Raw genomic sequence first — 19,705 nt, forward strand, 5'->3', positions numbered from 1 at the left:
CAACGTTACCGCCAGTAGGGTTGTCTCACCTGACCCAGCGCTGAAAGGGCCCGCGTGTTCCGCAAGATCCTGGTCGCCAACCGTGGCGAGATCGCGATCCGCGCGTTCCGCGCGGCGTACGAACTCGGCGCCCGCACCGTCGCCGTCTACCCCTACGAGGACCGCAACTCCCTGCACCGTCTCAAGGCGGACGAGGCGTACCTGATCGGCGAGCGGGGCCACCCGGTCCGCGCCTACCTCGACGTGTCGGAGATCATCCGCGTCGCCCGGGAGTCCGGTGCGGACGCGATCTACCCCGGCTACGGCTTCCTGTCCGAGAACCCGGACCTCGCCGCCGCTGCCGCCGCGAACGGGATCACGTTCATCGGACCCGGCGAGCACGTCCTCGAGATGGCCGGCAACAAGGTCACCGCGAAGGAACACGCGATCGCGGCCGGCGTGCCGGTCCTGGCGAGCACCCCGGCGAGCCGCGACGTCGACGAGCTGGTCGCCGGCGCCGAGGCGATCGGGTTCCCGGTCTTCGCGAAGGCCGTCGCCGGTGGTGGCGGTCGTGGCATGCGCCGTGTCGAGACCCCGGCCGAGCTGCGTCCGGCGCTCGAAGAAGCGATGCGCGAGGCCGACAGCGCGTTCGGCGACCCCACGATGTTCCTGGAACAGGCGGTCCTGCGTCCGCGGCACATCGAGGTGCAGATCCTCGCCGACGCCACCGGGACCGACACCGGGACGATCCACCTCTTCGAGCGGGACTGCTCCGTGCAGCGCCGCAACCAGAAGGTCGTGGAGATCGCGCCTGCGCCGAACCTCGATCCGTCGATCGCCCTGGCACTGCACCGCGACGCCGTGGCCTTCGCCCGGTCGATCGGCTACGTGAACGCCGGAACCGTCGAGTTCCTGCTCGACACCGTCGGGGAGCGTGCCGGGCAGCACGTCTTCATCGAGATGAACCCGCGCATCCAGGTCGAGCACACCGTGACGGAAGAGGTGACCGACGTCGACCTCGTGCAGTCGCAGATGCGCATCGCCGCAGGGGAGACCCTCGCCGACCTCGGCCTGTCGCAGGACACCGTGTCCGTGCACGGCGCCGCGCTGCAGACCCGCATCACGACCGAGGACCCGACCCAGGGCTTCCGTCCGGACACCGGGCGGATCACCACCTACCGCAGCCCTGGTGGCGCCGGGGTCCGCCTCGACGGCGGCACGGTCGCCACCGGCGCGCAGATCAGCCCGCACTTCGACTCGATGCTCGCGAAGATGACGTGCCGCGGCCGGGACTTCCCGACCGCCGTCGCCCGTGCCAAGCGCGCCCTCGCCGAGTTCCGCATCCGCGGGGTCAGCACGAACATCCCGTTCCTGCAGGCCGTGCTCGAGGACCCCGACTTCGCGCGGGGCGACATCTCGACCGCGTTCATCGGCGAACGTCCGCAGCTGTTCAGCGGCCACGTGTCCAAGGACCGCGGCACGAAGGTCGTCAACTGGCTCGCCGACGTGACGGTGAACAAGCCGAACGGCGAACCCGGCGCGCAGATCGTCGACCCGGCGCTGAAGTTGCCGACCGTCGACCTCACCGCCGAACCGCCGGCCGGTCAGCGCCAGAAGCTGCTGCAGCTGGGGCCGGCCGGGTGGGCGAAGGCCCTCCGCGAGCAGACCGCCCTCGCCGTCACCGAGACGACGATGCGCGACGCCCACCAGTCGCTCCTCGCGACGCGGGTTCGCAGCAAGGACCTCGTCGCCGTGGCGCCGTCCGTGGCGCGGCTGACCCCGGAGCTGCTCAGCATGGAGGCCTGGGGCGGCGCGACCTACGACGTCGCGCTCCGATTCCTCGGCGAGGACCCGTGGGAGCGCCTGGCGTCCCTGCGCGAGGCGATGCCGAACATCCCGATCCAGATGCTCCTGCGCGGCCGCAACACCGTCGGGTACACGCCCTACCCGACCGAGGTCACCGACGCGTTCGTCGCCGAGGCCGCGGCCACCGGCGTGGACGTGTTCCGCGTGTTCGACGCCCTGAACGACGTCAGTCAGCTGCGACCGGCGCTCGAAGCCGTGCTCGCGACGGACACCGCGGTCGCCGAGGCGGCCCTCTGCTACTCCGGCGACCTGCTCGACCCCGCCGAGGACCTCTACACCCTCGACTACTACCTGCGCCTCGCGGAACAGATGGTGGACGCCGGCGCGCACGTCATCGGCATCAAGGACATGGCGGGGCTCCTCCGTGCCAGCGCCGCCGAGAAGCTCGTCGCCGCGTTACGGGAGCGGTTCGACCAGCCGGTGCACGTGCACACGCACGACACCGCCGGCGGACAGCTCGCGACCCTCCTCGCTGCCGCCCGTGCCGGCGCCGACGCGGTCGACGTCGCGGCGGCACCGATGGCGGGCACGACGAGCCAGCCGAGCATGTCCGCCCTCGTCGCGGCCCTCGCGCACACCGAGCGCGACACCGGCATCTCGTTGGACGCAGTCGGGGACCTCGAGCCCTACTGGGAAGCGGTCCGTCGCGTGTACGCACCGTTCGAGTCGGGTCTCGCGGGTCCGACCGGCCGGGTCTACAAGCACGAGATCCCAGGCGGCCAGCTGTCGAACCTCCGTCAGCAGGCCATCGCGCTCGGCCTCGGTGACCGCTTCGAGCAGGTCGAGGACTGGTACGCCGAAGCGAACCGGATCCTCGGTCGCCCGACGAAGGTCACGCCGTCGTCGAAGGTCGTCGGCGACCTCGCGCTGCAGCTCGCGGCCGTGGACGCCGATCCGGCCGACTTCGAGGAGAACCCGCAGAAGTACGACATCCCGGACTCGGTGATCGGTTTCATGGCCGGTGAGCTCGGTGAGCTCCCCGGCGGATGGCCGGAGCCGTTCCGGACGAAGGTGCTGGCCGGACGTGACATCGTCCCGACCATCACCCCGGTGCCCGACGACGAGCGCACGGCACTCGAGACCCCGGGCGTCGACCGGCGGCAGGCCCTGAACCGGCTGCTGTTCGCCGGCCCGACGAAGGCGTTCCAGCAGGTCAGGGACGACTTCGGCGACCTCTCCGTCGTCTCGACCGTCGACTACCTCTACGGCCTGCGTCCTGGCGAGGAGCACGTCGTGCCGCTCGGCAAGGGCGTGAACCTGCTCGTCGGGCTCGAGGCGATCGGTGAAGCGGACGAGCGCGGCATCCGGACGGTCATGGCGACGCTCAACGGGCAGCTCCGGCCGGTGTACGTCCGCGACCGGTCGATCCACGTCGAGACGAAGGCCGCCGAGAAGGCGGACAAGTCCGACCCGAAGCACGTCGCGGCGCCGTTCTCCGGCGTGGTGACGCTCAAGGTCGCCGTCGGTGACGTCGTCGAAGCCGGTGCGCCGGTGGCGAGCATCGAGGCGATGAAGATGGAAGCGGCCATCACGGCGCCCGTCGCGGGCACCGTCGGCCGTCTCGCGATCCCGGCGACCCAACAGGTGGACGCCGGCGACCTCCTGGTGGTGCTGCAGTAACGTGACCGTCCGTCCCATCCGCCTCTTCGGCGACCCCGTCCTCCGCTCCCCGGCCGACCCGATCCGACCCGAGCAACTCGGCAGCGCCGGCATCCGCGACCTCGTACAGGACCTCGTCGACACCGTGCAGGAGCCGGGGCGCGCCGGCGTCGCGGCCCCGCAGATCGGTGTCGGCCTGCGCGCGTTCTCCTACAACGTCGACGGCGAGGTCGGGTACGTCCTCAACCCCGAGGTCGTCGAGGTGTCCGGGGAGCCCGAGCGCATGGACGAGGGCTGCCTGTCCGTCCCCGGGCTCTCGTACCCGACGACCCGCCACCCCTACGCCAAGGTCCGTGGTGTGGACGTCGACGGCAACGAGGTCGTGCTCGAGGGCACGGGGCTCATGGCCGAGGCGCTCCAGCACGAGGTCGACCACCTCGACGGCACCGTCTACGTGATGACGCTGGCCCCGGAGACCCGCAGGCAGGCGCTCCGCGACATCCGCGAACAGGACTGGTTCCACTAGGACCGACCTGTCCCCGAAGTGGCGGACACCCGATCGTGGGGGTCCGCTCCGGCCTGGTTCCACGTAGGTTCGACCCGTTCACCACGACGGGGCAGGGGCGCACCATGGAACGACGGACCACGACCACGCGGCGGGTGGTCGCACTGACGCTGGCCGTCATAGCGGCGGCGACCGCCGTGACGACGGCGACGGCAACGGGTGCGTCGACCGCACCGGCGACGGCTGCGACCAGCACCGAGCGCGAGGCGGCCGACTACGCCACCGACGTCTACGGCGACGCCTGGGACTTCACGAACTCCGGCGACGCGAACACCAGCTTCACGGCGGCGCCGTCCGGTGTCTCCGGCGGCTCGCTCAACGTGGACCTCACGGACGGCGACTCGGTGATGCTCGTGCACTCGATCTCCGGCAGCGTGCCGTTCGGTCGCGACGGTGCACTCCAGCCGGTCGACACCGCGAAGTACACGCGACTGTCGTTCTCGATGGACCAGCCGCTGGCGAACCGCATCGGCGCGGTCTACTGGTTCACCTGCCGGGAGCAGACCGCGGCCTGCGGCGGCGGCGTCACCTTCCCGACCGTGCAGGGGAAGAACACCTACGACCTCGACCTCGCCGCCTCGTCGACCCTGCTCGGCAAGCGCGCGTGGCGCTCGGCGAAGATGGTCGTCGTCCGGTTCGACCCGGTCGTCCTGCCGGCGCACACCGCGAAGGCGGGGACGGCGAAGATCGACTGGGTCCGGCTGCACGCCGCACCGGACGCGGCGCACCCGCACGCGGCGATGCCGCCGGGAGCGTACGGCGCGTACACCGTGACCCCGGCGCCACAGCTCGTCGTCGACTCGCCGAACCCGTCGCAGGGCGCCGACCTCGCTGCCGTCCAACGCGGACGATCGTGGGACTTCCGATCGGCACCAGCGACAGGGGCGGTGCGCTACCAGGACGCCACGCTGCTGACGCGCGACGCACGGGGGATCACGGCGCGGAACGCCGGGCCCGCGCAGAACGACCCCCGCGTGCTGTTCCCGGTGTCCGCGTTCTCCGGCAACACCTACCACTACCTGCAGTTCGACATGTCCTACGACGGCAAGTTCGACCTGTCCGGCAACCCCGGTGGCGGGAAGATGGCGCGGCTCATCTGGAACGTGTCCGGGTCGGGAACGCCGCAGATCAGCAACGACATCCTGACCTACGACTCCGGCAACCAGTCGGAGGTGACCCTCGACCTCACCGCCCGTGATCCGCTCGACGAGAACGCGATCGCGCCCCGCCTCGGCTGGGGCGGTCGAACGGTGACCGGCCTGCGGTTCGACCCGAACGAGGACCCGGGAGCCGCCACGTGGCACCTGCGGTCCCTGCACCTCCGCGCCGACCCGGCGGCGGCGGGGTCGACGACGGTGCAGTTCCACGACGCGGCGTGGGTCGCCGGCTCGACGGCCACGGTCGCGGTCGGGATGCACCCGCCGGGGAGCCGCGGGTACGTGGCGATCGCGAAGGACGTCGCGGTCGCGAAGGGGACGAACGGGGCGAAGTTCACGCTCGGTTCGATGGCACCGGGGCGGTACTGGGTCAAGGTCACCCTGCGGCACCCGGACGGCAGCGAGGCGACGACGTACGCCGCGGCACCCGTCGTCATGCGCCGTTGATCCCGCACCCGCGGCTGCGGTTCCCCGCACGTTCGTGACACCCGGACGCGGGATTGTCGCCATGTCCTGACGAGGAGGTACCGTGTCCGGGTCGGGATCCCCACCGACCCGGTTTCCCACCCCCACAGGACGCACGATGGCACCTCAGAACGACGAGCTCAGCTCGCACCGAACCCGCACGAACCGCCGCCCCGAGCCGGTCCAGTCGACGACGTCGGCGACCGCCGTGCTCGAGCCCACGGACGTGCAGCAGCCGCAGAACGGCTGACCGCGCGCGGTGCCGTCGACGACGCACCGCACGCCATGAACGCAACGCACTGGAGGCCCGGTGCCGGTCCCAGGGACCGGCACCGGGCCTCTCCCCACGAGCTCGGCCGCCACGCCGCTCCGCAAGCTCCGCGCCGCGTCGGAACCGGCTCGCGTGGGCCCAATCGGTTGCGTTCCGACCCATCGCACCCGCAATCGAAAGCCGTTTCGCGCGTAGGAGGCCGGAACAACCGACCTCCTACGCGCGATTCGACCTCCTACGCGCGGGACCGCCTGCGTCCGGGGACCACCGGCGTCGCCGTCGTCTGCACCTTCGAGCCCGAGTAGATGTGCTCGATGTCCGCCGCGAAGTCCTTGAGCACGACGTTCCGCTTGATCGTCAGCTTCGGCGTGAGGTGCCCGGACGCCTCCGTCAGTTCCGTGTCGAGGATCGTGAACGACCGGACGGACTCGGCACGGGAGACCCGCCCGTTCGCGGTGTCGACGGCGTCCTGTACGGCGGCGAGGACACGCTCGTCGTAGGCGGCCTCGTGGGCGGACAGCGCCGGGCTGATGCCGCGTGCCTCGCACCACCCTGGGAGCATGTCCCGGTCGAGGGTCACGAGTGCGGCCACGAAGGGCTTGCCCTCGCCGACCACGACGACCTGCCCGACGAGTGGGTGCTCGCGCACACCGTCCTCGAGCGGCGCCGGTGCCACGTTCTTGCCGCTCGCGGTGACGATGAGCTCCTTGGCGCGTCCGGTGACCGTGAGCACGCCGTCGCCGTCGAGCCGGCCGAGGTCGCCGGTGCGGAACCAGCCGTCGGCGAAGGCCTTGGTGGTCGCCTCGGGGTTGTGCCAGTACCGGTCGAAGACGTCGACGCCGCGGATCAGGATCTCCTCGTCGTCGGCGATGCGGATCTCGACGCCCGGGAGTGCCCGACCGACGCTCCCGATGCGGAGCTCGGCTGCGCGGTTCACGGTGGCGGGCGCTGTGGTCTCGGTGAGGCCGTAGCCCTCGAGGATGAGCACCCCGATCGAGCGGAAGAAGTGCGACAGCCGGGGCGACAGGGGAGCGGAGCCGCTGATGGCGTACCGGACGCGACCACCGATCGCGTCGCGGAGCTTGGCGTAGACGAGCTTGTCGAACAGGCGGAACTTCAGCGACAGCACGAGGGGCACCTTGCCGGCCGCGAGGGCCTGGGAGTGCGCGACGGCGGTGTCGGCGGCTGCGCGGAAGATCTTCCCACGCCCACCGAGGTCCGCCTTCTGCTCGGCGGAGTTGTAGATCTTCTCGAACACCCGCGGCACCGCGAGCAGGAACGTCGGCTTGAACGTCGACACGGCCTGCATGAGGTCCTTCGTGTCGGGCTCGTGGCCGACGAGGACGCCCTCGGCGACGCTCATCACGGCGATGAACCGTGCGAACACGTGGGCCATCGGGATGAAGAGGAGCGTGGACGCGTCGTCGGCGACGACCTCGGGCATCGCCTCGGCGGCCCCCTCGACCGTGCCCGTGAAGTTGTCGTGCCGGAGCACGCACCCCTTCGGGCGACCGGTGGTACCCGAGGTGTAGATGATCGTGGCGTCGTCGTGCCCGTGCACCGCTGCGATGCGGGCGTCGAGCTCCTCGTCGGTGACGTCCTCACCGAGCCGGGTCAGGTCGTCGAGTCCACCGCCGTCGATCGTCCAGTGCTGCCCGAGGTGCGGCAGGTCGGGTGCGATGCCGGCGACGCGGCGGGCGTGATCCTCTTGCTCGACGACGATCGCCACGGACTCGGAGTCCCCGAGGATCCACCGGATCTGGTCGGGGGAACTCGTCTCGTAGACCGGGACCGAGACCAACCCGGCGGTCCACACCGCGAAGTCGACGAGCGTCCACTCGAGTCGGGTCCGCGAGAGGATCGCGACGTGGGCGCCGGGTTCGAGCCCGGCGGCGACGAACCCCTTGGCGATGCCGCGGACTCGCGCCAGGACGTCGGACGCGGGGATCGTCGTCCAGGTGTCGCCGTGGCGTTCACCGAGGATCGGACGGTCCGGCGTGAGCCGCGCGCGGTCGGCGAGCAGACGCGCTGCCGAACCGTGGTCGGGCGCGACGGGGGCCGGGCTGGACGGGGTGATGGCTGCGCTGGTTGTGGCGGGCCGCTGATCGTTCACGGTGACTCCCTTGTCGGCCGGTTCGATTCGAGTGCATCTCATCTTCGAGAGCTCTGATCCCAGCATAGGGGCCGAGGTCGCGCGTTCGATGAGTACGCACCGAACCGGTAGGCTCGGTCCTCGTGCACGCCATCGGAATCGACATCGGGGGCACCAAGATCGCGGGAGCGGTCGTCACGGAACTGGGCGAGATCGTCGTCGAGGACCGTGTGGCCACGAACGCTGCGGACCCGGACGCAATGCTCGACGACGTCGTCGCGATGGTCTCGCGACTTCGCGACTCCCAGGACGTCGGGGCCGTCGGCGTCGCGGCGCCGGGGTTCATCGACGCGTCGCAGTCGATCGTCTACTACACGCCGAACATCCGGTGGCGGAACGAACCGCTCCGCCAGAAGCTGCAGCAGCGGCTCGGCGACCTGCACATCACCGTCGACAACGACGCGAACGCCGCCGGCTGGGCGGAGTTCCGCTTCGGTGCCGGTCGGCTCGTGTCGGACATGACGATGCTCACCATCGGCACCGGTGTCGGCGGGGCCATCGTGACGGAGGACCGTCTGTTCCGCGGCGGCTTCGGCACCGGTGGCGAGATCGGCCACCTGCGCATCGTCCCGAACGGCCTGCCGTGTGGGTGCGGCGCCCGCGGCTGCATCGAGCAGTACGGCTCCGGTCGTGCCCTGCAGCGCATGGCGAACGACGTCGCCGACGCCGGCGGCATCGGCGTCGCGCTCGCCCAGGCCCGCGACGACAACGGCGGGCACCTGGACGGCAAGGTCGTCGGCGACCTGATCCTGGCCGACGACCCGGGTGCGCTCGCGGCGCTCCGTCGCCTCGGCCGGCACCTCGGTGAGGCGTGTGCCTCGCTGTCCGCCGTGCTCGACCCGCAGCTCTTCGTGTTCGGCGGCGGCGTCGCGAGCGCGGGGGAGCGGCTGCTCGACCCCATCCGTCAGGCCTACCTCAACAACCTGCCGGCCCGCGGGTACCACCCGGAGCCCGAGTTCGTCATCGCCGAGCTGGTCAACGACGCCGGCGTCGTCGGCGCCGCGGACCTCGCACGGATCCACGCTCGCACCGCCTGACGCACCACCCGAACCGGAGTCGACGATGCTCTACTGGCTGCTGAAGAACTTCCTGCTCGGTCCGCTCATCCTCACGCTGTTCCGGCCGTGGGTGGTCGGGCGCGAGTACGTCCCGACCTCGGGACCGGTGATCTTCGCGTCCAACCACGTGTCGTTCATCGACTCGGTGATCCTGCCGGCCGTGCTGGACCGCCGGATGTCGTTCCTCGCGAAGAGCGACTACTTCACCGGCCGTGGGCTCAAGGGCTGGGCGACGAAGACGTTCTTCAACGCGATCGGTCAGCTGCCGATCGACCGCTCCGGCGGCAAGGCGTCGGAGGCCTCGCTCCGCACCGGGCTCCAGGTCCTGGCGCGCGGTGAGCAGCTCGGCATCTACCCGGAGGGCACGCGCAGCCCCGACGGCAAGCTCTACCGGGGCCGCACCGGCATCGCGCGGATGATCCTCGAGGGTCGCGTCGTGGTGATCCCCGTCGCCATGATCGGCACGCGAGAGGTGCAGCAGATCGGGCAGCGCATCCCGAAGTTCAAGCGCGTCGGCGTCGTCTTCGGCAAGCCGCTCGACTTCTCCCGCTTCCAGGGGTTCGAGACCGACCGGTTCATCCTGCGGAGCGTCACGGACGAGGTCATGCACGAGCTCGCGGGACTCAGCCGGCAGGAGTACGCCGACGTCTACGCGACGAGCGTCAAGGAGCGTGCGAGCTCGGCGCGCGAGAAGGTCATGCGGGAACGCCAGGGCACGCCTGCACGTTAGGCTCTGATGGTCCCGGCATCCCCGCCGGGACGGACCAACTCCCAGAACACCGAGGTACTCCCTTGTTCGAGTCGACCGACTTCGTCGCCCTGCAGGATCCGGACGTGATCGAGGGCCTCGACTATTGGCGGACGCTCCCGATCAAGCAGCAGCCGAGTTGGCCCGACCAGGCCGCCGCCGAGGCCGCCTCGGCCGAGCTCGCCACGCTCCCGCCGCTCGTCTTCGCGGGTGAGGTGGACCAGCTCCGCGACCGCCTCGCTGCTGCGGCGCAGGGCAAGGCCTTCCTGCTGCAGGGCGGTGACTGCGCCGAGACCTTCGCCGGTGCGACCGCGGACTCCATCCGTGACCGCGTCAAGACGATCCTGCAGATGGCCGTCGTGCTGACGTACGGCGCCTCGATGCCCGTCGTCAAGATGGGTCGCATGGCCGGGCAGTTCGCCAAGCCGCGCTCGAGCGACTTCGAGACCCGTGGCGACGTGACGCTGCCGGCCTACCGTGGCGACATCGTGAACGGCTACGACTTCACGCCGGAGAGCCGTCAGGCGGACCCCCGTCGCCTCGTGCAGGGGTACCACACGGCAGCGTCCACGCTGAACCTCGTCCGCGCCTTCACGCAGGGCGGGTTCGCGGACCTCCGCCAGGTGCACTCGTGGAACAAGGGCTTCGCGTCGAACCCGGCGAACGCCCGCTACGAGCACCTCGCGAAGGAGATCGACCGCGCCATCCGGTTCATGGGTGCGTGCGGCGCGGACTTCGACCAGCTCAAGCACGTCGAGTTCTTCGCCTCGCACGAGGGCCTGCTCATGGACTACGAGCGCCCGATGACCCGGATCGACTCCCGCTCCGGCCAGGCGTACGACACGTCGGGTCACTTCATCTGGATCGGGGAGCGCACGCGTGACCTCGACGGTGCGCACGTGGACTTCCTGTCCCGCGTGCGGAACCCGATCGGCGTCAAGCTCGGCCCGACGACGTCGGTCGCCGACATGGAAGCGCTCATCGAGAAGCTCGACCCGAACCGCGAGCCCGGCCGTCTGACCTTCATCACCCGCATGGGTGCCGGCAAGATCCGCGACGAGCTGCCGAAGCTCCTCGAGGCGATCAAGGGCATGGACGCGAACCCGCTGTGGGTGACCGACCCGATGCACGGGAACGGCCTGACGACGCCGACCGGCTACAAGACGCGCCGGTTCGACGACGTCGTGGACGAGGTCCTCGGCTTCTTCGAGGTCCACCGCGAAGCCGGCACCTACCCGGGTGGCATGCACGTCGAGCTCACGGGCGACGACGTCACGGAGTGCCTGGGCGGGTCAGAGCAGATCGACGAGGCCACCCTCGCGACCCGCTACGAGTCCCTGTGCGACCCGCGCCTGAACCACATGCAGTCGCTGGAACTGGCGTTCCTCGTGGCCGAGGAACTGAGCGCGCACCCGCACACCGCGCGGTAGCCGCGACCGCGAGACGGACGGGAGGCCCGGTGCCAGCTGGCACCGGGCCTCCGGTCCGTCGTTCCGTGAGCCGAATCGCGCGTGGTGAGCGGAATCGCGCGTAGGAGGCTGGAAGAAACGGCCTCCTACGCGCGATTCGGCTTTCTGTTGCGCGTGGTGTGGGAAGAACCGCGCGGCTACTGGTCGTAGGCCAGGGTGATCGTGTCGCCCTTGTGGACCGTGGTCCCCGCGGCGGGGTCCGTGGACGTGACCGGCAGGCTCGCCTTCCAGTCGTAGAACCCGCAGAGGATGTTCGTGCAGTCGGGCACCGAGACCTTCAACCCGAGGTTCTCGAGGGTCGAGGTCGCCTGGTTGATCGTCTTGCCGTGCACGTCCGGCAGCGCGATCGGCGCCGGGCCCTTCGACACGACGAGGTCGACGGCCGTGCCCTGCACCGCGGGGTCGTCCTGCGGCTTCGCGGAGATGACCTGTCCCTCCGGGACGTCGTCGCTGTACTGCTCGTCCTGCGAGCCGACCGTGAGCTCGACGGCCTCGAGCGCCGCCTGTGCATCGGCCGCGGACTTGCCGACGACGTTGGGGACGGGGCCGAGCGACACCGTGAGGGTGATCGGGCCGCGTTCGCCGTACTCGGTGACCGTGGTGAGGTCGACGCCGTTGCCGTCCGCGTCCCGCCCGGTCGCCGCGATGACGGTGTCCTTCGCGACGTCGGCCGAGAACTGGTACTGCGGGTCCTGCAGGTCGAAGTCGTCGTCGAGCGCGGCCTGCGCGGTGGACACCGACTGCCCGACGATCGCGGGGAGGGCGATCATCTTCGGGCCGTTGGACACCAGGATCTGCACGGAGGTGCCCTTGCGGACCTCTCGGGATGCCGCGGGGGCCGTCGCCGACACCTGTCCCTTCGCCACGACGGCGTCGAACCGGGTACCGGTCTTGTCCGCCGCCTGCAGGCCCTGTGCCTCGAGCAACTGGCGCGCCTGGGACACGGACTTGCCCGCGACCTGCGGGATCCGTACGTTGCCACCTGGGCCGGGGCCGAGGTACCAGCCGATGCCGGCACCGACGAGCGCCAGGACGACCACGACGACGAGGAGGATCCAGCCGCGCTTGCGTCGCTTCGTGGACTTGTCCGCGAGCCGCTGCCCGGCGGGGGAGAGCGCGTTCGGGTCCACGCCGGTGCGCCGTGGACCAGGGGTGTTCTTGCCAGGACGCTTCGCCGCTGCGGTCTCACCCGATGGCTGTCGTCCGCCGTGCGGTTCGAGGACCGTCGTGGCGTCGGTCGCGTCCGGACCGGGAGCGCCGGCCGGGAGGATCGCGGTGGCGTTCTCCGGTCGGAGCACCGCCGTGCGGTACTGCCCGGTCGCGCGCTGCTGGTTCCCGGTGATGTGGTCGAGCATCTCGCGGGCGTCCCGCGGACGGTCGTCGGGGTCGCGCGCCGTGGCCCATGCCACCAGGTCGTCGAGCTCCGACGGGACCCCGGGGACCACGGCGCTCGGGGCGGGGACGGTGTCGTTGGCGTGCTGGTAGGCGATCTGCATCGGCTGCTCGCCCTTGTACGGCTGCTCGCCGGTGAGCATCTCGTACAGCATGATGCCGACGGCGTAGATGTCGCTGCGGGAGTCGGCGGCACCGCGCGTGACGAGCTCGGGGGAGAGGTACGCGATCGTGCCGAGGAGCGCCGCTCCGGTCGCCGTGTTCTGCGTCGACGCACGGGCCAGCCCGAAGTCGCCGAGCTTGATCCGGCCGTCGTCGGCGAGCAGCACGTTCTCGGGCTTGAGGTCGCGGTGCACGATCCCGGCTCGGTGTGCGGACGCCAACCCGGCGAGCACGGCGCGGATGATGTCGGTCGCCTGTTCTGGCGTCAGCGCACGGTGCTCCTGCAGGAGGTCGCGGAGCGTGATGCCCGGGATGTACTCCATGACGATGTAGGCGGTGTCGCCCTCTGCGCCCTGGTCGTACACGCCGACGAGGTTCGGGTGCGACAGCCGCGCTGCGGAACGGGCCTCTTGGATGAAGCGCTCGCGGAAGGCCGCGTCGTCGGCCAGGTGGCCGTGCATGATCTTGATCGCGACCCTGCGCTCGAGTCGGACGTCGGTCGCGAGGTACACGGTCGCCATGCCCCCGCGCGCGATGCGGGATCGGACGCGGTACCGCTGATCGATCATGCGACCGATCATCGGATCCGTGGCGGCGTTCGTGCTCATCGGCGGCATTCTACGAATCCGGAGTGCACGACACCGCATCGGCGCACCGGTCGTGATGCAATCTCGATCGAACGGATGACCCCGGACCGCTCACGGGACCGGCAGCCGGGCCCGCTCGCGGTCGTGTTCAGAGCGTCGCCAGCCAGGCGGTCGCCGACTTCTCCCACTGGGCGTACGCCTTCGGGTACGCGGAGAGCTGCACGGCCTGTGCGGCGTCCGTCACGCTCTTCGTGGACCAGCCGGGGATGTCGAGCAGTCCTGCGGTCTTCCCGGCGTTCGGGTTCGACTTCCCGCCGAAGAACAGCCTGGTCGCGTAGGTCGGGTCCTGCAGCTGTGCCGCCGTGCCCCAACCCTGGCTCGGACGCTGCTGGAACAGTCCGACCGAGTCGCGGTCGCCGTGCGACAGGTTCCGGAGACCGGACTCCTGCATGGCGGCGGCCAGCGCGATCACGAGGCCCCGGTCGGACACGCCGAGCGAGCGCCCGACGCTGACGATGGTCTCGGCGTTCGCGCGCTGCTCGGCCGTGAGCGACGGTCCGGACGACGGCAGGACGAGCGTCTTGCCGGCGTAGATCGTGCTCGTGTAGGTCAGGCCGTTGGCGGAGAGCAGCGCCGAGACGGACACGCCGTGCGAGGCCGCGATCGACGCGATGGTGTCACCGTTGCCGATGGTCACCGATCCACCCTTCGACGCGGCCGGAGCAGCAGCGGCCGGAGCAGTTGCGACAGGAGCGGCAGCGGCAGGAGCAGCGGCGGCCGCCGCCGGAGCCGAGGACCCGGCGCGGGGCACCGCGAGCGACTGGCCCGGGTAGATCACGCTGCCCAGCGAGAGCTTGTTCGCGCCGAGGAGCGCACTGGTCGACACGCCGACCCTGGACGCGATGCCCGAGATCGTGTCGCCCTGCTTGACGTGGTACGTCGCGCTCGACGAGGTGGTCGCGCCAGCGGTGGTCGCGACGGGTGACGAGGCGAGGTGGAGCGACTGCCCCGGGTGGATGATCGTGTTCCAGCCCAGTCCGTTGCGCACGAGGATCTCCTGCGCGGAGAGGCCGTAGCGGGCGGCGATGCCCGAGACGGTGTCGCCCTGGCGCACGGTGTACGTGGTCGGGGCCTGCTGCACCGACGTCACGGTGGTCACGGTGGTCTGGGACGGGCGAGCGACCGCGGTCCCGAAGACCGAGCGGTGCCCGACGTTCTGGTCCTCGTCCACGTGGCGCTTGTTGTTCGAGTCGTCGTCGTGGCGGGGTTCGGCGTGGGCGACCGGGCCGGTGAGGCCTGCGGTCACGGCGATCGTCCCGGCGAGGACGATCGGCATGGTGGCGAATCGTGCAGATCGTGCGCGTCGAGCGCGGTCCTGGGCTTCGGTGTCCACGGTGTGCTCCTGTCTCCGGGTGAGCCGTGCGCACGCAGGCGCGCACTCACAGGTGGCTCCACGCTGGCATGTCGTGAATCGCAAGTCAACCAGAGAGTCGCGTGTGAAGTGTGTGACGAATGTGACTCGTGAGTTGGTGCTCGGTCCCGCGGCACTCTGGCAACATGGGCGTGTGAGTGCCACACCCACGGATGACATGACCCTTTCCGAACGCTGGTTGACGGTCCCGGACCTCGTCGAGATGCTCGGCGTGAGCCCCGGCCGCGTTCACCGCCTGTTCGAGCAGCGCACCCTGCTGCCCGCCCGCATCGGCGGCGTGCTGCGCGTCCCGAGCGAGTTCTTCGAGGACGGTGAACCGCGGCCCGAGCTCCGCGGCACGCTGATCGTGCTGAACGACAACGGCTTCTCGGACGACGAAGCCGTGCGCTGGATGCTCACGGTGGACGACGCGATCGGCGACTCGCCGATCAACGCGCTGCGCGCCGGCCGCAAGGCCGAGGTGCGCCGCATCGCGCAGTCCCTGCTCTAGCCGCCGTCGGCTCCCGGCGACCCGTCGCCGGTCGGGAGGCCCGGTGCCGGCTGGCACCGAGCCTCCTTCCCGTCGGTGGTCCGGATCAGGCGGACCGGCGGCTGACCGTGTCGGCGAGCGTCGCGAGCTGCTCTCGCGCCGACGGCGTGAGCGGGGCGGCGTCGAGCGCCGCCTTCGCACGCTGCACGTGCCGGTCGATCGAGCGCTCCACCGCGGTGACGGCACCGGACTCGGTGAGGGTCGCGCGGAGCATCTGCACCTGGTCCTCGTCGAGGTCCGGGTCGCCCAGCAGCTCGTCGAGCAGCGAGCGTGCTCCACCCGGCAGCGCCTTCCGTGCGGTGGCGATCAGGACGGTGCGCTTGCCCTCGCGCAGGTCGTCACCGGCGGGCTTGCCCGTGAGCTCCGGGTCACCGAAGACACCGAGCATGTCGTCGCGCAGCTGGTACGCGACGCCGAGCGGGAGCCCGAAGGCGCGGAGGCCCTCGAGCTGGGACTCGGTCGCACCGGCGACGAGTGCACCGATGACGAGGGGCGCCTCGACCGAGTACTTCGCCGACTTGAAGACGATGACCCGCTGCGCGCGGAGGAGCTGTTCGCTCTCGTCCACGGTCGGCCAGGCCGTCTCCTCGTGGATGTCGAGGTACTGGCCCGCCGTGACGTCGAGCCGCATGGCGTGGAACTCCTGGCGGACGATGCGCGCCCGGACCGGGTCGAGGAGCGCGAGGCCCTCGTCGAAGACGGCGTCGCTCAGGGAGAGCAGCAGGTCGCCGAGGAGCAGCGCGGAGTTGGTGCCGTAAAGCGCGCGGTCGCCGACCCACCCGGATTCCTCGTGGCGGGACTCGAAGCGGCGGTGTGCGGCGGGACGACCACGACGGGTGTCCGAGCGGTCCATGATGTCGTCGTGCACCAGGGCCGCGGCGTGGAAGACCTCGAGCGCGGCGGCGACGGTGACGACCGCCTCCGCCGTGGTCTGCCTGGCGCCCTCGGCGAGCGGGTCGAACGAGCCGGAACGGCCGGCGACCGACTGCCATCCCCAGTAGCAGAACAGTGCCCGGAACCGCTTGCCGCCGGACAGCAGGTCCCGCGCGTACTCGTCGAACGGAGCCAGGTCGGGACTGATCGCGAGGAGGCGATCACGTTGCTCGTCGAGCGCTCGATCGATCCGAGCCGAAACGAGGTCCACTAATCGCGTACTCTCAGCCACGATCCCTACCCTAGTGGGTGGCCGAGACATACAATCGGTCCACTGACCACGCGTTGATCCCAGGGACAAAGAGGGAATCAAGATGCCACTCTCGGAGCAAGAGCAGCGACTTCTCGAAGAGATGGAGCGCAGCCTCTACCAGAACGACTCCGACTTCGTGGCGCGCGTCACCCGGCGACAGGGGCGACCGACCTACACGTCGATCACACTCGGTGTCCTGGGCGCGCTCGCTGGAGTCGCCGTCGTCATCCTCGGGTTGGTCCTGCGCCAGCCCCTGATCGGCATCGTCGGCTTCGTCGTCATGCTCGCGGGCGTGCTCTTCGCACTGCGCCCGGGGATGCGAGCGCCGAAGTCCAAGGCCCCCCGGACGCCGTCGTCCGGTGGTGCTCGCGGATCGTCGCCGTCGGGTGGCTCGTTCATGGACCGCATGAACGACCGCTGGGACAAGCGGAACGACCAGAGTCAGTAGGACTCCACTCCACACTCCTCCACGGGGTCGGCCCACACGGGCCGGCCCCGTTTTTTCGTGCCCGGGCGGGGTCTCGGGCGTGCGGGGTTCTGGGACGCGGGGATCGTTGCGCGTGCAAGGAGCGACAGGGGCGTTGTCGTACGACGTCGATCGTGTCGTTCGGCGTCGGGCTGGGCGGGCGAAGGTGGTTGCGCGTGCAACGGGGCCGACCAGTGGGTCACCGCCCCGCCACGCGCCGAGGCCTGCGAAAACCCTCCACTTTCCTCCCCACGTGACCCGAGGCGGGAGAACCGCGGAGTTCCGGGCCTGTGCTGCCTAGCGAAGGTGGGTGGAGCCTCCCGTCTGCACCCCAAAAGGGGTGCCAGGGGTGTTTTGGGGAGCTGATTTCCACCGTGGTGGAGGGAAGTGGAGTACCGTGGGGCTCATCGACAACCGGTGGAGCTGAGGGGAGGCCCCGACGTGCTGCTCGGTACCCATGCCCCGAAGCTGGACGAGAAGGGTCGCGTGATCCTCCCCGCCAAGTTCCGGGACGAACTGTCCGGGGGGCTCGTGATGACCCGTGGGCAGGAGCGCTGCGTGGTGGTCTTCAGTGCCAGGACGTTCGAGGAACTCCACGAACGCATCCGTCAGGCGCCGATGACGTCGAAGCGCACCAGGGACTACATGCGCCTGTTCCTCTCGGGGGCCAGCGCAGAACAGCCCGACAAGCAGAACCGCGTGACGATCCCGCAGAACCTCCGTGAGTACGCGGGGCTCGCGCGGGACCTCACGGTCATCGGCAGCGGTGACCGTGCCGAGATCTGGTCGACCACCGCGTGGGAGGCCTACTACGCCGAGGCCGAAGAGGCCTTCGCCGAGAACGACGAGGAGGTGATCCCGGGCATCTTCTGATCCGCGGATCGGGACTCCCAGCCGTCCGCCCTGATGCACCTTCCCCGGTGTCAGGTCGGTATGGATGGGGATCCGGACCCGCGGCCCACGAAGAGCAGGGCTGGACATGGCAGAAACCGAACGATTCCCTCACACCCCCGTCATGCTCGAGCGCATCGTGGACCTCTTCACGCCGACGCTCGAGGGACCGGGCAAGATCGTCGTCGACGCGACGCTCGGTATGGGCGGGCACTCCGAGGGGCTGCTCGAGCGGTTCCCGGAGCTGACGCTCATCGGCCTCGACCGTGACACCGACGCGCTCGGCATCGCGGGGGAGCGGCTCGCCCGCTTCGGCGACCGGGTGCGCCTCGTGCACACCGTCTACGACGAGATCGTCGACGCGATCCGCGGTGAGGGGTTCGACGAGGTGGACGGCGTGCTGTTCGACCTCGGCGTCTCCTCGCTGCAGCTGGACCGTGCCGAGCGCGGCTTCGCCTACAGCCAGGACGCCCCGCTCGACATGCGGATGGACCGGACGCAGGGCATCACCGCGGCCGAGGTACTCGCCGACTACGACGAGGGCGAACTCCGGCGGATCTTCCAGCGCTACGGCGAGGAGAAGCTCGCCGGCCGGTACGCCAAGGCCATCGTCGAGCGTCGCGGCGAGACGCCGTTCACGATGTCCGGCGACCTCGTGCAGGTCCTCCACGACGCCACCCCCGTTGCCATCCAGCGACAGGGCCACCCGGCGAAGCGCGTGTTCCAGGCGCTCCGCATCGAGGTCAACACGGAGCTCAGCGTGCTGGAGCGGGCGATCCCGGCGGCACTCGACTCCATCGCGGTGGGTGGCCGCATCGTCGTCGAGTCGTACCAGTCGCTCGAGGACCGCATCGTCAAGCGGGCCCTCGTCAAGCGGACGACGTCGAGCGCGCCGGCCGACCTGCCGGTGGAGCTCCCCGAGCACGCCCCCACCTTCTCCCTGATCGTCAAGGGCGCGGAACTGGCCGACGAGGCCGAACGCGCCGCCAACCCCCGAGCAACACCCGTGCGACTCCGCGCGGCCGAGCGGATCCGGAAGTGACATGAGCACGAACCTCGCACTCGTCGACCCCGTCGTCGCCCCGTCGCGCGCACCGCGCCCGTCCCGCAACCGACCGGAGCTCGTCGAGGTCACCCCGACCAAGGCGCAGCGTCGGGCACGTCCGCGCATCGCCTACGCGATCGTGGCGGTCGCGGCGCTCGGGACCCTGCTCCTGGCGCAGCTCGGCATCAGCATGGTGCTCAGCCAGGGCGCCTACGAGCTCAACTCCCTGACCGCGGAGCAGACCCAGCTCAGCCGCACCCAGCAGTCGCTGTCCGAGGACCTCCGTGTGCTCGACTCACCGCAGAACCTGGCGCGCAACGCCCAGGCCCTCGGGATGATCGCGAACTCGACGCCGGTGTACCTCGACCCGAAGACCGGCCGGGTGTACGGCACGCCCACCCCGGCGACCCCGGACGAGGCGACGGGCAACACCGCGAACCAGGTCCCGAACTCGCTGCTCGACGACGTCCCCATGGTCGCGAAGCAGGGCGACACGTCGACCAGCAAGGAGAACGGCGCGGCGACCGGATCGACGGACAGCTCGGCGACGGCCAAGGACGACGCTGGGAACACGAGCGGCGCCAGCGCGTCGGACTCGGGTTCGTCCAAGTCGTCCGTAGAGTCCGACCCGAACCAGCTCCAGGCGCCGTCCACCAGGTGACCACGGGGTCAGTACTGCCCGGGAA

The 19,705-nt window shown here is 70.4% G+C and carries 16 protein-coding genes; 12 read left to right on the top strand and 4 right to left on the bottom strand.

Annotation, left to right across the window (positions count from 1 at the left end; genetic code table 11):
* The first annotated feature begins 54 nt into the window (after positions 1-54).
* The 4 genes from QK288_RS09930 (at position 55) to QK288_RS09945 (ending at position 5,881) form a co-directional block, all read left to right on the top strand.
* Entirely contained in the window at positions 55-3,465 is a 3,411-nt protein-coding gene (locus QK288_RS09930) for a pyruvate carboxylase (protein WP_281264165.1), read from the top strand.
* Between the two features lies 1 nt (position 3,466).
* The gene (locus tag QK288_RS09935) at positions 3,467-3,970 is read left to right on the top strand and encodes a peptide deformylase (protein ID WP_281264166.1); all 504 of its coding nucleotides are present in this window, start codon (positions 3,467-3,469) and stop codon (positions 3,968-3,970) included.
* A gap of 104 nt (positions 3,971-4,074) precedes the next feature.
* Positions 4,075-5,613: a hypothetical protein gene (locus tag QK288_RS09940; protein ID WP_281264167.1), complete on the top strand. Its 1,539-nt coding sequence runs from the start codon at positions 4,075-4,077 to the stop codon at positions 5,611-5,613.
* Between the two features lie 136 nt (positions 5,614-5,749).
* A complete protein-coding gene (locus QK288_RS09945) occupies positions 5,750-5,881 on the top strand; it encodes a hypothetical protein (protein ID WP_281264168.1) in 132 nt (43 codons plus the stop codon).
* Between the two features lie 256 nt (positions 5,882-6,137).
* On the opposite strand, the gene QK288_RS09950 is transcribed toward QK288_RS09945, so the two are convergent.
* Positions 6,138-8,015 (bottom strand): long-chain fatty acid--CoA ligase, encoded by a 1,878-nt coding sequence (locus tag QK288_RS09950; protein WP_281264169.1) that lies wholly within the window; start codon positions 8,013-8,015, stop codon positions 6,138-6,140.
* Positions 8,016-8,137: 122 nt separating this feature from the next.
* Between QK288_RS09950 and QK288_RS09955 the strand changes: the two genes are divergently transcribed.
* From QK288_RS09955 to QK288_RS09965, 3 genes are all read left to right on the top strand, one after another.
* Positions 8,138-9,091, top strand: a complete 954-nt coding sequence (locus QK288_RS09955) for an ROK family glucokinase (protein ID WP_281264170.1) — start codon at positions 8,138-8,140, stop codon at positions 9,089-9,091.
* A gap of 25 nt (positions 9,092-9,116) precedes the next feature.
* Positions 9,117-9,842 carry a lysophospholipid acyltransferase family protein gene (locus QK288_RS09960; protein WP_281264171.1) on the top strand — a complete coding sequence of 242 codons (726 nt, stop codon included), beginning with the start codon at positions 9,117-9,119 and terminating at the stop codon, positions 9,840-9,842.
* 104 nt (positions 9,843-9,946) lie between these two features.
* On the top strand, positions 9,947-11,290 hold the full coding sequence (locus QK288_RS09965; protein WP_281267567.1) for a 3-deoxy-7-phosphoheptulonate synthase class II: 1,344 nt from the start codon (positions 9,947-9,949) through the stop codon (positions 11,288-11,290).
* A 176-nt stretch (positions 11,291-11,466) separates the two neighbouring features.
* On the opposite strand, the gene pknB is transcribed toward QK288_RS09965, so the two are convergent.
* The gene (pknB, locus tag QK288_RS09970) at positions 11,467-13,491 is read right to left on the bottom strand and encodes a Stk1 family PASTA domain-containing Ser/Thr kinase (protein WP_281264172.1); all 2,025 of its coding nucleotides are present in this window, start codon (positions 13,489-13,491) and stop codon (positions 11,467-11,469) included.
* 127 nt (positions 13,492-13,618) lie between these two features.
* Positions 13,619-14,806, bottom strand: a complete 1,188-nt coding sequence (locus QK288_RS09975; protein WP_281264173.1) for a LysM peptidoglycan-binding domain-containing protein — start codon at positions 14,804-14,806, stop codon at positions 13,619-13,621.
* A 253-nt stretch (positions 14,807-15,059) separates the two neighbouring features.
* Here QK288_RS09975 and QK288_RS09980 point away from each other — a divergent pair, with 253 nt between their 5' ends.
* The gene (locus QK288_RS09980; RefSeq protein ID WP_281264174.1) at positions 15,060-15,392 is read left to right on the top strand and encodes an Rv2175c family DNA-binding protein; all 333 of its coding nucleotides are present in this window, start codon (positions 15,060-15,062) and stop codon (positions 15,390-15,392) included.
* Between the two features lie 85 nt (positions 15,393-15,477).
* On the opposite strand, the gene QK288_RS09985 is transcribed toward QK288_RS09980, so the two are convergent.
* Positions 15,478-16,596, bottom strand: a complete 1,119-nt coding sequence (locus QK288_RS09985; protein ID WP_281264175.1) for a polyprenyl synthetase family protein — start codon at positions 16,594-16,596, stop codon at positions 15,478-15,480.
* Positions 16,597-16,678: 82 nt separating this feature from the next.
* Here QK288_RS09985 and QK288_RS09990 point away from each other — a divergent pair, with 82 nt between their 5' ends.
* The 4 genes from QK288_RS09990 to QK288_RS10005 all read left to right on the top strand — a co-directional run bounded on the left by QK288_RS09990 (position 16,679) and on the right by QK288_RS10005 (position 19,680).
* Positions 16,679-17,065, top strand: a complete 387-nt coding sequence (locus QK288_RS09990) for a DUF3040 domain-containing protein (protein ID WP_281264176.1) — start codon at positions 16,679-16,681, stop codon at positions 17,063-17,065.
* Positions 17,066-17,524: 459 nt separating this feature from the next.
* Positions 17,525-17,956, top strand: a complete 432-nt coding sequence (gene mraZ / locus QK288_RS09995; protein WP_281267568.1) for a division/cell wall cluster transcriptional repressor MraZ — start codon at positions 17,525-17,527, stop codon at positions 17,954-17,956.
* Between the two features lie 106 nt (positions 17,957-18,062).
* Positions 18,063-19,016 carry a 16S rRNA (cytosine(1402)-N(4))-methyltransferase RsmH gene (gene rsmH / locus QK288_RS10000; protein ID WP_281264177.1) on the top strand — a complete coding sequence of 318 codons (954 nt, stop codon included), beginning with the start codon at positions 18,063-18,065 and terminating at the stop codon, positions 19,014-19,016.
* A gap of 1 nt (position 19,017) precedes the next feature.
* On the top strand, positions 19,018-19,680 hold the full coding sequence (locus tag QK288_RS10005; RefSeq protein WP_281264178.1) for a hypothetical protein: 663 nt from the start codon (positions 19,018-19,020) through the stop codon (positions 19,678-19,680).
* Positions 19,681-19,705: the final 25 nt, after the last annotated feature.

This window comes from Curtobacterium sp. 9128 (assembly GCF_900086645.1).
Classification (GTDB): Bacteria; Actinomycetota; Actinomycetes; order Actinomycetales; family Microbacteriaceae; genus Curtobacterium.

What these genes read in the sequence shown, in the direction of transcription:
- QK288_RS09940 (WP_281264167.1), top strand. Translation starts at nt 4,075, where the DNA reads ATGGAACGACGGACCACGACCACGCGGCGGGTGGTCGCACTGACGCTG.
- QK288_RS09990 (WP_281264176.1), top strand. Translation starts at nt 16,679, where the DNA reads ATGCCACTCTCGGAGCAAGAGCAGCGACTTCTCGAAGAGATGGAGCGC.
- QK288_RS09975 (WP_281264173.1), bottom strand. Translation starts at nt 14,806, where the DNA reads ATGCCGATCGTCCTCGCCGGGACGATCGCCGTGACCGCAGGCCTCACC.
- QK288_RS10005 (WP_281264178.1), top strand. Translation starts at nt 19,018, where the DNA reads ATGAGCACGAACCTCGCACTCGTCGACCCCGTCGTCGCCCCGTCGCGC.
- rsmH (WP_281264177.1), top strand. Translation starts at nt 18,063, where the DNA reads ATGGCAGAAACCGAACGATTCCCTCACACCCCCGTCATGCTCGAGCGC.
- QK288_RS09980 (WP_281264174.1), top strand. Translation starts at nt 15,060, where the DNA reads ATGACCCTTTCCGAACGCTGGTTGACGGTCCCGGACCTCGTCGAGATG.
- QK288_RS09945 (WP_281264168.1), top strand. Translation starts at nt 5,750, where the DNA reads ATGGCACCTCAGAACGACGAGCTCAGCTCGCACCGAACCCGCACGAAC.
- QK288_RS09960 (WP_281264171.1), top strand. Translation starts at nt 9,117, where the DNA reads ATGCTCTACTGGCTGCTGAAGAACTTCCTGCTCGGTCCGCTCATCCTC.
- pknB (WP_281264172.1), bottom strand. Translation starts at nt 13,491, where the DNA reads ATGAGCACGAACGCCGCCACGGATCCGATGATCGGTCGCATGATCGAT.